We start from the raw sequence: 12,800 nt of genomic DNA, 5'->3' as shown, positions 1-12,800 counted from the left end.
TGAACTGCGCCCTAAATTTCGGACAGTTTAATAAAAGTAACCCTGCTATTTAAGCAGCGATTAGATGACTTCGGTATTCTGCCGGAGTCATCTTTTTTAAATTCCATTGTCTTCTTGATGCATTATAGAAAATCATATATTGATTAACTAATTGTTTTAGTTCTTCAAATGTATGAACTTCTTTATAGTCCATTTCATCTTTCATATGTCCAAAGAAGGATTCCATTGGTGCATTATCGATACAGTTCCCTCTACGTGACATAGATTGTTTCAAATTCATCTGTTTCACCCTTTTTTGAAATTCTGGATGCGTGTAATGGAAACCTTGATCAGAGTGTATCATGGCTTCTGGATGTATATTATTCCCTAATTTCTCTTCTAATTTTGCTAGAGTATTGTAAACAATCGACATTTTCAATGTTTGTGATAATTCATATGCCACTATTTCACGTGTAGCGACATCCTTAACACAGGATAGATAGGCTGTTTTTCCTCGATACTTTAAATAGGTAATGTCAGTTAAAAATACTTTTTCCGGCTCGTCTTGTGTAAATTCACGGTTTAATCTATTTGGTAATGTCTTATGTTCTTGAGTAGCTTTTGCAATATTTTTATATGGGTTTGCACGTCGCACTTTCGCAAAGAAATTATACTTGCGCATTAGACGGCGTATTTTCTTTGGGTTCATTGGGTTTTCAAGTAATTCACATACTTTCATATAAAGTCCACGATAGCCAACTTTCCCTTTGAATGCATCATAGATGCACTTTAAAAAGAGATAATCCTCATAATCATTGTTCTCTCGAATGGCATGTTTTTCAGTATTCCGCAGCCATGCATAATAACCACTGCGACTAACATGTGCGACAGTACATAGCTCAGAGACACTATTGATTAGTTGATATTTACGAATTACTTCATTGATGACTGCGTATTTTTCATGTGGAGCTACTTGTGTTTCTTCGCCTTCCTTTCGAGTTCCTCTAGCTTTTTTAGTAATTCAATTTCAGCTTCGAGATAACGAATACGAGCCTCTGCTTTTTCTAGCTTCTTATCAGCGGATAACTCACTAGTTGTTGGTCTTCCCGTACTTCCTTTTCCTCGACGTTCTTCCAAAAAACCATTTTCTCCATATTGATTAAAAGTATTTCTCCAACGCTTCAAAGCTGATTTAGCTTTTTTAGGGCCAATCATTTCAAGATCAAACCCATTTTCTATAAAGATTTGAGTAGGTCCTTTCCCAGCTAAGTTCTCATTTACTGCTTTAATTTTAAATTCAGGTGTATATTGAATCGCTCGGTCAGATACTGAAGCAACATTGGGATTGGCTTCTAATAGTTGACGTTGATGTTCATTAAAATAGATTTTACTCATAAGATAACTCCCGTTCAAATTAATTATGTTAAGTATAACGGGCTTTTCCCATAGAAAAAACCCCGAATAGGGCACTTTTTTTTAAGTGTCTACTATTCGGGGTTCAGTTCACTTTTTGAAGAGCTAGCTTTTATTTTTTAGAAAATTGGCTTACGTTCTTTGATAACACGAATTGTTTTTAATGTTGTATCTTCTGGTCCTTGAACTGGTAAACCTGCTTCAATATTCATTTGAATATAATGAATATTTTCTTGTGTAATTATTTCCCCGGGAATAAAAATAGGAATCCCAGGAGGATACACCATAATAAACTCTGCACAAATACAGTTATCTGCTTCGGCAAGAGGAACGACTTCTGTATCTGCATAAAAAGCATCACGTGGGGACATGGCAAGTGCTGGAATTTCTGGCACATTCACCAAGGCCTCTGTTATAGCTGCTTCAGAATCAAATGCTTTTGACATACGAGTTAAGGCATTTACTAAAAGGTTAATTTCCTTTTTTGTATCTCCTAAAGTCACTAAACATAAGATATTATAAAGGTCAGACAGTTCTACTTCAATATTGGCATTATACCTCAACCATTCCTCAGCTCGATGACCAGAAATACCTAAATCTTTCACACTAATCAGAAGTTTTAATGGGTCCATATCATAAGTTGCAGATGAATGTAACTTTTCCTTACCTGCACACTTTAAATGTGGTATTTGATTAATGCGTTTACGAGCATCCTTTGCTAAACGTAATGCATCGTCAATTAAATCGTATCCATGAATGGCTAGCTGACGTCGCGCTGTGTCAAGTGAAGCAAGTAATGGATAGGATGTCGAAGTTGTTGTTAACATAGAAAATACAGCTTGTACACGTTTTGCAGAAACAAGACCTTCACGTACATTTAAAATAGACGTTTGTGTCATGGAGCCACCAAGCTTATGCACGCTTGTAGCTGCCATGTCAGCACCTGCTTCCATAGCTGAATATGGAAGGTCATCATGGAATTTTATGTGTACGCCATGCGCTTCATCTACTACTACCGGAATATTACGGTCATGAGCAATCTCAACAATGCGCTTTAAATCAGCTGTAAAGCCAAAATATGTTGGATTAATAACAAGTACTGCCTTTGTATCTGGATAAGCATTTAATGCTTTTTCCACAGCTTCAGGGGATATGCCATGAGAAATCCCATATTCGCTGTCGACTTCAGGATGAATAAAAATTGGAATGGCACCAGCGAATACAATCGCTGACATAATAGATTTATGGACATTCCGTGGTACTAGAATTTTATCACCTGGACCGACGACGGTTAGAATCATCGTCATGATGGCGCCACTAGTACCTTGAACGGAAAAGAATGTATGATCAGCACCAAAGGCTTCAGCTGCTAAGTTTTGCGCTTCTTTTATAGCACCCTTTGGTGAATGTAAATCGTCTAGTGGAGCAATATTAATTAAATCAATTGATAAAACGTTGTCGCCGACGAATTCTCGGAAAGCAGGATCCATCCCTTGCCCTTTCTTATGGCCTGGAATATGGAACTGAATGGGATGTCTGTTCCGATGTTTTAATAATACGTCGAACAATGGAGTCTCTAATTGTGACAACGCAGGTACCACCTCACTTTATAATATCTAAGAAAACAAATGAATTATAGCACCTAACGACACGAAAAAATAGGCTTTTCCTAAAAAATAAAAGGATTTTTTTCAGGATATCGAGAAAATAGTATTGAACGAAAGGGGAGGTACTATGAATTGGAATACACGTGTGACGGACCTATTACAGGTTAAATATCCAATTATTCAAGGGGGATTAGCCTATTTAGCATATGCTGATTTAGCTGCAGCTGTGTCGAATGCTGGTGGTTTAGGGCAAATAACAGCTATGAGTTTACGAGATCCTGAATTGTTACGAGCAGAGATCCATAAAGTCCGAACATTAACAAATAAACCATTTGGCGTAAATTTTGCGATTGGCATGCATGGTACAGGCTATGAGGATATGGTGCGTGTGGCAATCGAAGAAGCAGTGCCGGTTGTTACAATGACGGGGGGAAATCCAGCGCCTATATTTAATTTACTGGCAGGCACGGATATAAAAAAATTAGTCCTTGTAGCTGCTCGTAGACAAGCTCAAAAGGCTGAACAGCTTGGAGCAGATGCTGTGATGGTCGTGGGTCAAGAGGGCGGTGGTCATCTTGGTCGTGATGATGTCGGCACAATGGTTCTTGTTCCACAAGTGGTTGATAGCGTAAGTATTCCTGTCATTGCTTCTGGCGGAATTGGCGATGGACGTGGCTGGATGGCTGCTCAAGCCTTGGGAGCTGAAGGCATTGAAATGGGCACTCGTTTTATAGCAACAAAAGAGTGTGTTGATGCTTCAGAGGCTTACAAAGAGGCGCTAATTGCGAGTACTGAGGCAGATACAACCATTATTAAGCGCTCAATTGGTGCACCAGCTCGTGCCTTACGCAATGATTTTACTGCAAAGATTTTGGAGATCGAGGAAAAAACGCCAACATATGAGGCATTAAAAGAATATATTAGTGGCTCAGTGAATAAACGTTTTATTTACGATGGTGACAAGGATCAGGGCTTTGGCTGGGCTGGACAAGTGACTGGAATGATTCACGATATCCCAACGGTTGAAGACCTTATTAAGCGAATGGTTGCAGAAGCTGAAAGTATACGGTTAAAATGGGGGCAATAACGTAAAGGTGGTTTTGTCGAATGGAATACTCTTATCCGTTTTCAACTGATTGGTCCACAGAGGAGATCGTGGATGTTATTCAATTCTTCGAGGGAATTGAGAAAGCTTATGAAAAGGGCATCAAGCGTGAAGTTATGCTAGCTAAATATCGACGCTTTAAAGAGATTGTTCCTTCCCAAGCAGAGGAAAAATCAATTTTTCGCGAATTTGAAGAGGCGAGTGGCTACATTAGCTATCCTGTTGTAAAACAAACAAAGGAAGCAGAAGATGGGATGATCATAAAAGTTACCCCTAAAAATGGTCGTTAAAAGAGTGGATGTGAGTTAATCTCACATCCACTCTTTATTTTTTGTGTTAGAAAACGACATTTTGCATAAACTACATCAATAAAAAGCTTTAATAGCTAATCCTATTTTCCCACAATAACGTTGTAAAGAGGAAGTAAGCTGTTAAATGTGTCCTCTATTAATTGATGTAATTCGCTTGCTGTTAGCTTTGTTGCTTGCTCTTTTGGAATATGACGGCCAATTAAGAATTCACCTTTTTTGACATCACGTAGGCGAATAAGTAGTTCTTCAAGCTTGTCTTCTTTTGCTACTTCCAGAGAAACGGCCTCAGGGGACATATGATCTCCTGACACAATAAAATCATCTGGAAGCTGCTCAATTAATGATTTATGAGCTAGTAAACGCTCAGCCATAACATTTTTTTGAGGCGCTTCATAAATAATAGCTAAGACGATGAATAAATGTGTGTGCCATAGACCAATCTGAAAGTGAGGCAATGATTTATAGCCTCTTTTATAAGGGGCGAAGGCAACCCAGCTATCTTTTGGGGGGTTAACAGTTCTTCGAGCATGTTTAGCCACATGAGGGAAGAATTCTTCACCTAATTGGCTAGAGAAGTATGAAGAGAAATCTTCCCCTAGCTGATTAAATTTTGGACGTACATGTAAATTTAAAGCATCCATTCTCTGTTCTAAACCGTCTATTGTAAAAACCTTAAAGTCTTTGTTTGTCCACTTTATTTTTGGCAATTTTATTTTACTCCTTTCGTTTTATAAGGTTTATTTTACGCTGAATTTGGGAAAAAATCTTATAACAAGAACTTTATCAAATGAGCGAAGTTTTTGTAAAAAAAATAAAAAAAGGAAGTGTTTTTTATGAAACCGTTCGTAAAAATTATACGTAAAGTTGACATTGAAAAGCAATATGAGCACATATTACAATTAGAATTAGATTATGAATTAGCTTCACTTTTTGCAGCAATGAATGAAAAAAATGACATTGAAATTGAAAAAAGTAAAAAACGTCTGGCAGAAATTCAGATGGAACTTGAAAGTTTGCACGCCTATGCGTAGTCAAAATCTAATACCCATTTAAAAAATCACTTGCTGAATATTCCGACAGCAGGTGATTTTTATTGTGACAAAGGGTAAAATAGAAATTATATCATAAGGTAATATTAGCTTTTATATAGCAAAAGTTATGAAGTAGTGGGAAAAGGTATCATAAACATACGAGAGCGACCAACATAGATGGCCTTTTCTTATATTCGAAGGGTGGGTTATGAGTGGATTTACAACAAATTGATAAATTTGCAAAAGATATTATTTTTGAAGCTGGGCGACGTATTCGGGAGGCTTTTTCGTATAATCTAGTAATAGAGACAAAATCAGGTGCAAATGACCTCGTTACCAATATTGATCGAGAGACTGAGTTATTCTTTATTGAGCAAATTAAAGCTTTTGATCCAACCCACAAAATCCTAGGGGAAGAAGGAATGGGCGAACAGGTTAAATCGCTAGATGGTGTAGTTTGGATTATTGATCCAATTGATGGCACGATGAATTTTGTCAAACAGCATCGTCATTTTATGATTTCTATAGGTATTTTTGTCAATGGCGTAGGAAAATTAGGTTACATATTTGATGTCATGCGAGAGGATTTATTTAGTGCCATTGAGGGTCAAGGGGCATGGTATAATGATTCACCATTGCGAAAACTACAGTCTGTTACAATGGAAGAGTCTGTCATTGGCATCAATGCACATTGGGTCGCACCTAATCGACATATTCACCATGAAAAGGTGATAGATATGGTTCGTAAAGTTCGCGGTACACGGTCTTATGGCTCTGCGGCAATGGAAATTGCATTTGTTGTTAGCGGCAAATTAGATGCCTATGTCTCTATGCGTTTAGCACCATGGGATATTGCAGGAGGGACCATCATTGCTCAGGAAGTTGGAGCAGTTGCTACAAATCTACATGGTGAAGGCTTTGATTTCCTTCATCAGGATACATTTATTATTGCCAATCCCGCTATTCATAAAGAGTTATTAGAAAAATATATTGTGCCATATGAATAAAAAGGAGCAGTCTATTTACTAGACAGCTCCTTTTTATGTTCTTTAAAGTAATCCTTGCGCACGTAGTTTACGCTTCATTTTAAAGGCTGTCATGAAAATGACACAAGTAGCCACAATACCAGCTATTACACCAAATATACTACTAGCTGCAACAGAGTAGCCGATAGAGCACATTGCTAATACAGCTGCCAATGCATAGATGGCCATTACGATTTTTGCACGATTCATAGCCTAGCCTAGCCTCCTATATAAAAAATTTGTCGATCAAATATATTTTTTAGAATGATGGAAATTCTAATAAGGACATTTCTATCCTTCTTGTGCTATAATATCACAGTTAAACATTCGAAAAAAGAATATGGAGTGGAATAATGACAAACTTACGTCAAGATCTTCGCAATATCGCAATTATCGCCCACGTTGACCATGGTAAAACTACTTTAGTCGACCAACTATTAAAACAATCAGGTACATTCCGTTCAAACGAACATGTTGAAGAACGTGCAATGGACTCTAATGATATTGAACGCGAACGTGGTATTACAATTTTAGCAAAAAATACTGCAGTAAACTATAACGGAACTCGTATTAACATCCTTGATACGCCTGGACACGCCGACTTCGGTGGTGAGGTAGAACGTATTTTAAAAATGGTAGATGGCGTTTTACTAGTTGTCGATGCGTATGAGGGTTGTATGCCGCAAACACGCTTTGTACTGAAAAAAGCGTTAGAACAAAAGTTAACACCGATTGTAGTTGTAAACAAAGTTGATAAAGACTCAGCTCGTCCATTAGAAGTGGTTGATGAAGTATTAGAATTATTCATCGAGCTAGGTGCTGATGATGATCAATTAGATTTCCCTGTTGTGTATGCATCAGGTGTAAACGGTACAGCTTCTCTTGATGCTGATCCAACAAAACAAGAAGAAAATATGCAATGTCTATTTGAAAAGGTAATTGAAGCAATTCCTGCACCAGTAGACAACTCAGCAGATCCATTACAATTCCAAGTGGCATTACTTGACTACAATGATTATGTTGGTCGTATTGGGATTGGACGCGTATTCCGCGGAACAATTGAAGTAGGACAACAAGTTGCTTTAATGAAGTTAGATGGGACTGTGAAACAATTCCGTGTAACGAAACTATTTGGTTTCTTTGGTTTAAAACGTGAAGAAATCCAATCAGCAAAAGCTGGTGACTTAATTGCTGTTTCAGGTATGGAAGACATCAACGTTGGAGAAACAGTTTGTCCAGTTGAACATCAAGAAGCTTTAACACCATTACGTATAGACGAGCCAACATTACAAATGACTTTCTTAGTGAATAATTCACCGTTTGCAGGTCGTGAAGGGAAATGGGTAACTGCTCGTAAAGTAGAAGAGCGTTTACGTTCACAACTTCAAACGGACGTATCTCTACGTGTAGAAGATACAGATTCACCAGATGCATGGACGGTTTCTGGACGTGGTGAGCTACATTTATCAATTCTTATTGAAAATATGCGCCGTGAAGGCTTTGAGCTACAAGTATCAAAACCTCAAGTTATCATTCGTGAAATTGATGGTGTAAAATGTGAACCGTTTGAACGTGTACAAATTGATGTGCCAGAAGAAAATGTAGGTTCGGTTATTGAATCGATTGGTACGCGTAAAGGTGAAATGTTAGATATGGTGAACAATGGCAATGGCCAAGTTCGTTTAACTTTCCTTGTTCCAGCTCGTGGTTTAATTGGATATACAACAGAATTCATGTCTATGACTAAAGGTTTTGGTATCATTAACCATACATTCGATTGCTACCAACCATATATTCCAGGACGTATTGGTGGACGTCATCAAGGTGTTCTTGTATCAATGGAAACTGGTAAATCCACAACTTATGGTATGATGCAAGTAGAGGACCGTGGTACACTCTTTGTAGAACCAGGTACTGAAATTTATGAAGGTATGATCGTTGGTGAAAATACACGTGATAATGATATCACTGTAAACATAACAAAAATGAAGCAAAAAACGAATGTTCGTTCTGCGACAAAAGATGCAACAAACGTTATTAAAAAGCCACGTTTATTAACACTAGAAGAAGCGTTAGAATTCTTAAATGATGATGAGTATTTAGAAATCACACCAGAATCTATTCGCCTTCGTAAACAAATTCTAGATAAAAATGAACGTGAAAGAATAGCGAAAAAATTAAAAAACGCTGAACAATAATTTTTTGCTTCCACGAAAGGAAGAGGAGTCTTGGATCTGAAGTCCGCTTTATTGGGTGAACTAAATGTTATTCAAGTTGCTGCACAGACAGGTACAGATGAAACAACACGAGTTTATGGAAGAATGGCTGGTATAACTAGATTTTTATATGAAAATTTACCAAGCTATGAAATAGCAGGTTATGTTGTATTTCTTCTTGTATTTGCACTTTCTGCCATTGTCTATAAGCTAGGCTTTGCCAAGAAATTAAAGTTATCTCAAAATATTATTATTTATGCGTTCCTATTTTTAGGGTGTATTATGCTTACGTTCTTTGCCCTATTCTTACCAATGATTGAAGGTCTGATTGTAGCGGCCTTAATTCTAATTGTCTATAAAACAAGATTATGGCGTGAAAAAAGAGAAGAGCAACAAGCTACCAATCAGTAACAATTACGAACTTTATAATAAGAACTTTTTATCTGTTATAAACAGTCTTAGCGGTTTTAATGCTAAGGCTGTTTTTTTGTATGTTTCCCCCTGTAGTCAAGCTGAGGAAAACACCCGCACTCTACACAAATTAAAAAATGATAGGCACCGAAATCTTCTTATGTGAATAAGTTAATGTCGATAGGCTTATTTTCAACACATCAAGGAGGAAAGGGAATGCGTTGGCTTACAAAAGGTTTATTGTTAGGTGTCATTGCTTTGTTACTCCTTTCTTTGACGGCATGTAATAAAGCAGAGCTAGAAAAAGTCAAAGTAGGAGAAGTAACTCGTTCAATATTCTATGCGCCTCAATATGTAGCACTTGAGAAAGGATTCTTCGAGGAGGAGGGTCTTTCTGTGGAGCTACAAACGATTGCAGGTGGCGATAAAACGATGACGGCGTTACTGTCAGATGGAATTGATATAGCTTTAGTTGGATCGGAGACGTCTATTTATGTCACTTTACAAGGTGCAAATGATCCTATTCAAAATTTTGCACAGTTAACCCAAACGGATGGAACCTTTTTAGTGGCAAGAGATAAGATGGATAATTTTTCGTGGGATCAATTGAAGGGCTCAACGTTTTTGGGGCAACGTAAAGGTGGTATGCCACAAATGGCAGGTGAATTCGTGCTGAAAAAACATGGCATCGACCCTGTAAATGATTTAACGCTCATTCAAAATATTGATTTTGCCAACATTGCAACTGCTTTTGCATCAGGCACTGGTGACTATGTACAATTATTTGAACCTACTGCGAGTGTCTTCGAGAAAGAAGGGAAAGGTTATATTGTAGCTTCATTTGGAACGGAGTCTGGTAATCTTCCTTACACGTCCTTTATGGCAAAAAGTAGTTATTTAAAGGATGAAGCTTCAACTGTTCAAGCTTTTACAAATGCATTACAACGAGCACAGGATTATGTGCAAAATGAGAGTGCTGCTGAAGTAGCAAAAATTATTCAACCATATTTTGAAAATGTAGATATAGAGATAATTGAAACTGTAATTGAGCGATATAAAGCACAAGGCTCTTATGCTACTGACCCAATCCTTGATGAAGGAGAGTGGGATAACTTGCAAACAATTATGGAGGAAGCAGGTGAACTTCCTCAACGAGTGGAGTATGAAAAACTTGTGAATACTACCTTTGCTAAAAAGGCTGCTGAGTAATATGGAATTTTTACAGCTAGAGAATATTCACCATAGTTATTTTTCAAGTACACAGGCAAAGGAAGTATTACGTGATATCAGTTTAGCCATTCATGAAGGAGAGTTTGTTTCGTTTATTGGTCCGAGTGGCTGCGGAAAAACCACATTATTATCAATTATTGCAGGATTATTCCCTGCCACTGAAGGCAATGTTTATATAGATGGTGAAAAGCTATCAGCAAATAATCAATCTAGCATTGGCTATATGCTTCAGCAGGACTATTTATTTCCTTGGAAGACCATTGAGGAAAATGTCACAATTGGCTTGAAGATAATGGAGAAAAGTCATAAAACACATAAAGTAACGGCCAACGCATTATTACAGGAAGTAGGATTACCGCATGTGGGGAAAAATTATCCTCGAGAATTATCAGGAGGTATGCGGCAACGTGTCGCCCTTGCTCGTACCTTAGCTGTAAATCCTAAAATTTTATTATTAGATGAACCATTTTCTGCATTAGATTATCAGTCGAAATTAAAGCTTGAGGATTTAGTGGTGGAAACATTAAAAACTTATAAAAAGACTGCTATTCTTGTGACACATGATATTGGCGAGGCAATCGCGATGAGTGAGCGTGTAGTTCTATTTTCTGCAAACCCAGGGACAGTTCACAAGGTGTTTGAAATACCTAAAGCTCTTAGTGAGCTATCACCTTTTGATGTAAGACAGCATCCAGCCTATGCAGATATTTTCCAAACGATTTGGAAGGAGCTGGAGAGCCTTGGATAATACATTATTTAAGCAATATCAGCAATTGTTAAAAAGAGAAAAACGCTATGTTCGAGTATATCAGCTTATTATTTTACTACTATTCTTTGGAGGATGGGAGCTGCTTTCACGATTAGAATGGATTGATCGTTTAATTTTTAGCTCGCCAACGCATGTATGGCATACATTTATTGAAAAAGTAAGTGATGGTTCTTTAACATTGCATGTAAGTGTTACATTAATGGAGACCGTAATTGGCTTTTTAGCGGGGACCTTATTAGGAACATTGATAGCTATTGTCTTGTGGTGGTCCCCGTTACTATCAAAAGTACTTGATCCATATTTAGTAATTTTAAACGCGATGCCAAAAGTTGCACTAGGTCCGATTTTGATTGTTGCACTTGGCCCAGGCTACTTTTCCATCATAGCGATGGGTGCATTAATATCCATCATCATTACAACAATTGTAGTATATACGGCATTTAAAGGAGTCGATCCAAATTATAGTAAGGTTTTACAAACATTTGGAGCGACCAGATGGCAAATCTTTCGTGAGGTCATTTTGCCAGCATCATTTCCTACGATCATTTCAACCCTGAAAGTGAATGTTGGCTTATCATGGGTAGGGGTTATTGTAGGGGAATTTTTAGTAGCTTCAAAAGGACTTGGCTATTTAATTATCTATGGCTTCCAAGTATTTAATTTTAACCTTGTCCTTATGTCACTTCTGATCATTGCCTTTTTTGCTACTATTATGTATCAAGTTGTAGAATTAGTTGAAAAAACGATTATTAAAAATAATGGATAGTAGAAAAAAAGAGGTGTCTCAAAATAGAGGCACCTCTTTTAAAGCTGTTCTTTAGTTAAAATTCTTTATCCATCTGTGGTGACGTACGATAAAAACGGAAATTGCCTGTTTCCATTCGTGCGACAGTATTTTCCGAAATGCGATCATGACAAATATCGCACATATAAGTATGAATTGGTCGATTACGCAATTTTTTTGCTAAAGGTAAATTATCATCTAAATTATGAATCGTATCGCAAATAACGCATTTAACGCGCATTGCATTCCCTCCTATTCAGCGCGGATGGCTGATACGTTTTTAATAGGATTGTCAATATTTGAACCGTCTCTTAGTAATACATGGATTGGACCGTCTTCTAAAAGAGGCTTCCCGTCTTGGCTATATTTTAAAATAAGTGTAAAAGCTTCTTCAATTGTGAAAGGATATTCTTGACCATCTTTGCAAGTTAAGACGATTTTTGTCGCTTCAGGTTTAATTTCAGCATTCTTCAAGAAATGACTTAATTCGATACCAAATGTACCTGTCTCCATGCCTTTACGGTCAAATTTCCTCTCTGATTTTAATGTAGGTGGGAATGTTGCTCCTTCCATAATTTCACGTGACCAGTGTGCCCCTACTTCACGCATATATTTGACGTCAGCATCTTCCTCAACATTTTGAGTAGTGAAGTAAGTGTTTAAATCTAATTTACGATCATCAAAAATCCACACAGTAGGATCTAATGTTAGTTGGTATGTGACTGCACCTGTGATAGGAATTATTGTTTCCATAATAGAAATCCTCCTCAAATCTTGTATATCCATGACATAGTATAACGCTAATGCCTAGAGATAATAAAGAAATATAATTCGAATTCTCTATTTTCCAATGAAGACACTTGCATTTTTATCGACTAAAAGATAAACTTTATTAAGATAGAATCGAAGAAATATCAGA

15 protein-coding genes are annotated in these 12,800 nt (G+C 37.3%); 9 read left to right on the top strand and 6 right to left on the bottom strand.

Going from position 1 to position 12,800, the window contains the following annotated elements; genetic code table 11:
• Positions 1-49 precede the first annotated feature (49 nt).
• A protein-coding gene (locus V1L66_RS18430) for an IS3 family transposase (protein ID WP_139254896.1) occupies positions 50-1,374 on the bottom strand; the annotation gives its coding sequence in 2 pieces (ribosomal slippage) (positions 50-996 and positions 996-1,374; 1,326 coding nt in all).
• Positions 1,375-1,511: 137 nt separating this feature from the next.
• Entirely contained in the window at positions 1,512-2,981 is a 1,470-nt protein-coding gene (locus tag V1L66_RS18425; RefSeq protein WP_016992872.1) for an aminotransferase class I/II-fold pyridoxal phosphate-dependent enzyme, read from the bottom strand.
• Between the two features lie 145 nt (positions 2,982-3,126).
• Between V1L66_RS18425 and V1L66_RS18420 the strand changes: the two genes are divergently transcribed.
• Both V1L66_RS18420 and V1L66_RS18415 read left to right on the top strand, forming a co-directional pair.
• A complete protein-coding gene (locus V1L66_RS18420; RefSeq protein ID WP_333006873.1) occupies positions 3,127-4,086 on the top strand; it encodes a nitronate monooxygenase family protein in 960 nt (319 codons plus the stop codon).
• A 20-nt stretch (positions 4,087-4,106) separates the two neighbouring features.
• The gene (locus V1L66_RS18415) at positions 4,107-4,394 is read left to right on the top strand and encodes a UPF0223 family protein (protein ID WP_036077065.1); all 288 of its coding nucleotides are present in this window, start codon (positions 4,107-4,109) and stop codon (positions 4,392-4,394) included.
• A gap of 101 nt (positions 4,395-4,495) precedes the next feature.
• Here V1L66_RS18415 and V1L66_RS18410 read toward each other — a convergent pair whose 3' ends face one another.
• Positions 4,496-5,122 (bottom strand): YktB family protein, encoded by a 627-nt coding sequence (locus V1L66_RS18410; RefSeq protein WP_258859602.1) that lies wholly within the window; start codon positions 5,120-5,122, stop codon positions 4,496-4,498.
• A 126-nt stretch (positions 5,123-5,248) separates the two neighbouring features.
• Between V1L66_RS18410 and V1L66_RS18405 the strand changes: the two genes are divergently transcribed.
• Positions 5,249-5,446 (top strand): hypothetical protein, encoded by a 198-nt coding sequence (locus tag V1L66_RS18405; RefSeq protein WP_026023402.1) that lies wholly within the window; start codon positions 5,249-5,251, stop codon positions 5,444-5,446.
• Positions 5,447-5,658: 212 nt separating this feature from the next.
• Positions 5,659-6,453 carry an inositol monophosphatase family protein gene (locus tag V1L66_RS18400; protein ID WP_004224769.1) on the top strand — a complete coding sequence of 265 codons (795 nt, stop codon included), beginning with the start codon at positions 5,659-5,661 and terminating at the stop codon, positions 6,451-6,453.
• 42 nt (positions 6,454-6,495) lie between these two features.
• On the opposite strand, the gene V1L66_RS18395 is transcribed toward V1L66_RS18400, so the two are convergent.
• Positions 6,496-6,681, bottom strand: a complete 186-nt coding sequence (locus V1L66_RS18395) for a DUF5325 family protein (protein WP_016992866.1) — start codon at positions 6,679-6,681, stop codon at positions 6,496-6,498.
• Positions 6,682-6,824: 143 nt separating this feature from the next.
• Between V1L66_RS18395 and typA the strand changes: the two genes are divergently transcribed.
• The 5 genes from typA to V1L66_RS18370 all read left to right on the top strand — a co-directional run bounded on the left by typA (position 6,825) and on the right by V1L66_RS18370 (position 11,863).
• Complete coding sequence (gene typA, locus V1L66_RS18390; RefSeq protein WP_004224771.1) at positions 6,825-8,669, top strand: translational GTPase TypA; 1,845 nt, start codon at positions 6,825-6,827, stop codon at positions 8,667-8,669.
• Positions 8,670-8,699: 30 nt separating this feature from the next.
• Complete coding sequence (locus V1L66_RS18385) at positions 8,700-9,098, top strand: YlaH-like family protein (protein WP_036077070.1); 399 nt, start codon at positions 8,700-8,702, stop codon at positions 9,096-9,098.
• 216 nt (positions 9,099-9,314) lie between these two features.
• Positions 9,315-10,307, top strand: a complete 993-nt coding sequence (locus V1L66_RS18380) for an ABC transporter substrate-binding protein (RefSeq protein WP_036077072.1) — start codon at positions 9,315-9,317, stop codon at positions 10,305-10,307.
• A 1-nt stretch (position 10,308) separates the two neighbouring features.
• The gene (locus tag V1L66_RS18375; protein WP_333006878.1) at positions 10,309-11,076 is read left to right on the top strand and encodes an ABC transporter ATP-binding protein; all 768 of its coding nucleotides are present in this window, start codon (positions 10,309-10,311) and stop codon (positions 11,074-11,076) included.
• Positions 11,069-11,863, top strand: coding sequence for an ABC transporter permease (locus V1L66_RS18370; RefSeq protein ID WP_016992766.1), 795 nt, complete (start codon positions 11,069-11,071; stop codon positions 11,861-11,863). The genes V1L66_RS18375 and V1L66_RS18370 overlap by 8 nt, the downstream gene beginning before the upstream one ends.
• A 55-nt stretch (positions 11,864-11,918) precedes the next feature.
• Here V1L66_RS18370 and V1L66_RS18365 read toward each other — a convergent pair whose 3' ends face one another.
• Positions 11,919-12,122, bottom strand: a complete 204-nt coding sequence (locus tag V1L66_RS18365; RefSeq protein ID WP_048394712.1) for a YlaI family protein — start codon at positions 12,120-12,122, stop codon at positions 11,919-11,921.
• A gap of 11 nt (positions 12,123-12,133) precedes the next feature.
• The gene (locus tag V1L66_RS18360) at positions 12,134-12,634 is read right to left on the bottom strand and encodes a peptidyl-prolyl cis-trans isomerase (protein WP_333006880.1); all 501 of its coding nucleotides are present in this window, start codon (positions 12,632-12,634) and stop codon (positions 12,134-12,136) included.
• Between the last annotated feature and the right edge of the window lie 166 nt (positions 12,635-12,800).

The organism is Lysinibacillus sp. IITD104 (genome assembly GCF_036698265.2).
Lineage (GTDB): Bacteria > Bacillota > Bacilli > Bacillales_A > Planococcaceae > Lysinibacillus > Lysinibacillus boronitolerans.
The sequence above is the reverse complement of the archived record's forward strand: the minus strand, read 5'-3'. Positions and strand labels throughout refer to the sequence as shown.

Coding starts and splice junctions, on each gene's coding strand:
- V1L66_RS18420 (WP_333006873.1), top strand. CDS start 3,127: ATGAATTGGAATACACGTGTGACGGACCTATTACAGGTTAAATATCCA.
- V1L66_RS18415 (WP_036077065.1), top strand. CDS start 4,107: ATGGAATACTCTTATCCGTTTTCAACTGATTGGTCCACAGAGGAGATC.
- V1L66_RS18405 (WP_026023402.1), top strand. CDS start 5,249: ATGAAACCGTTCGTAAAAATTATACGTAAAGTTGACATTGAAAAGCAA.
- V1L66_RS18395 (WP_016992866.1), bottom strand. CDS start 6,681: ATGAATCGTGCAAAAATCGTAATGGCCATCTATGCATTGGCAGCTGTA.
- typA (WP_004224771.1), top strand. CDS start 6,825: ATGACAAACTTACGTCAAGATCTTCGCAATATCGCAATTATCGCCCAC.
- V1L66_RS18380 (WP_036077072.1), top strand. CDS start 9,315: ATGCGTTGGCTTACAAAAGGTTTATTGTTAGGTGTCATTGCTTTGTTA.
- V1L66_RS18375 (WP_333006878.1), top strand. CDS start 10,309: ATGGAATTTTTACAGCTAGAGAATATTCACCATAGTTATTTTTCAAGT.
- V1L66_RS18365 (WP_048394712.1), bottom strand. CDS start 12,122: ATGCGCGTTAAATGCGTTATTTGCGATACGATTCATAATTTAGATGAT.
- V1L66_RS18360 (WP_333006880.1), bottom strand. CDS start 12,634: ATGGAAACAATAATTCCTATCACAGGTGCAGTCACATACCAACTAACA.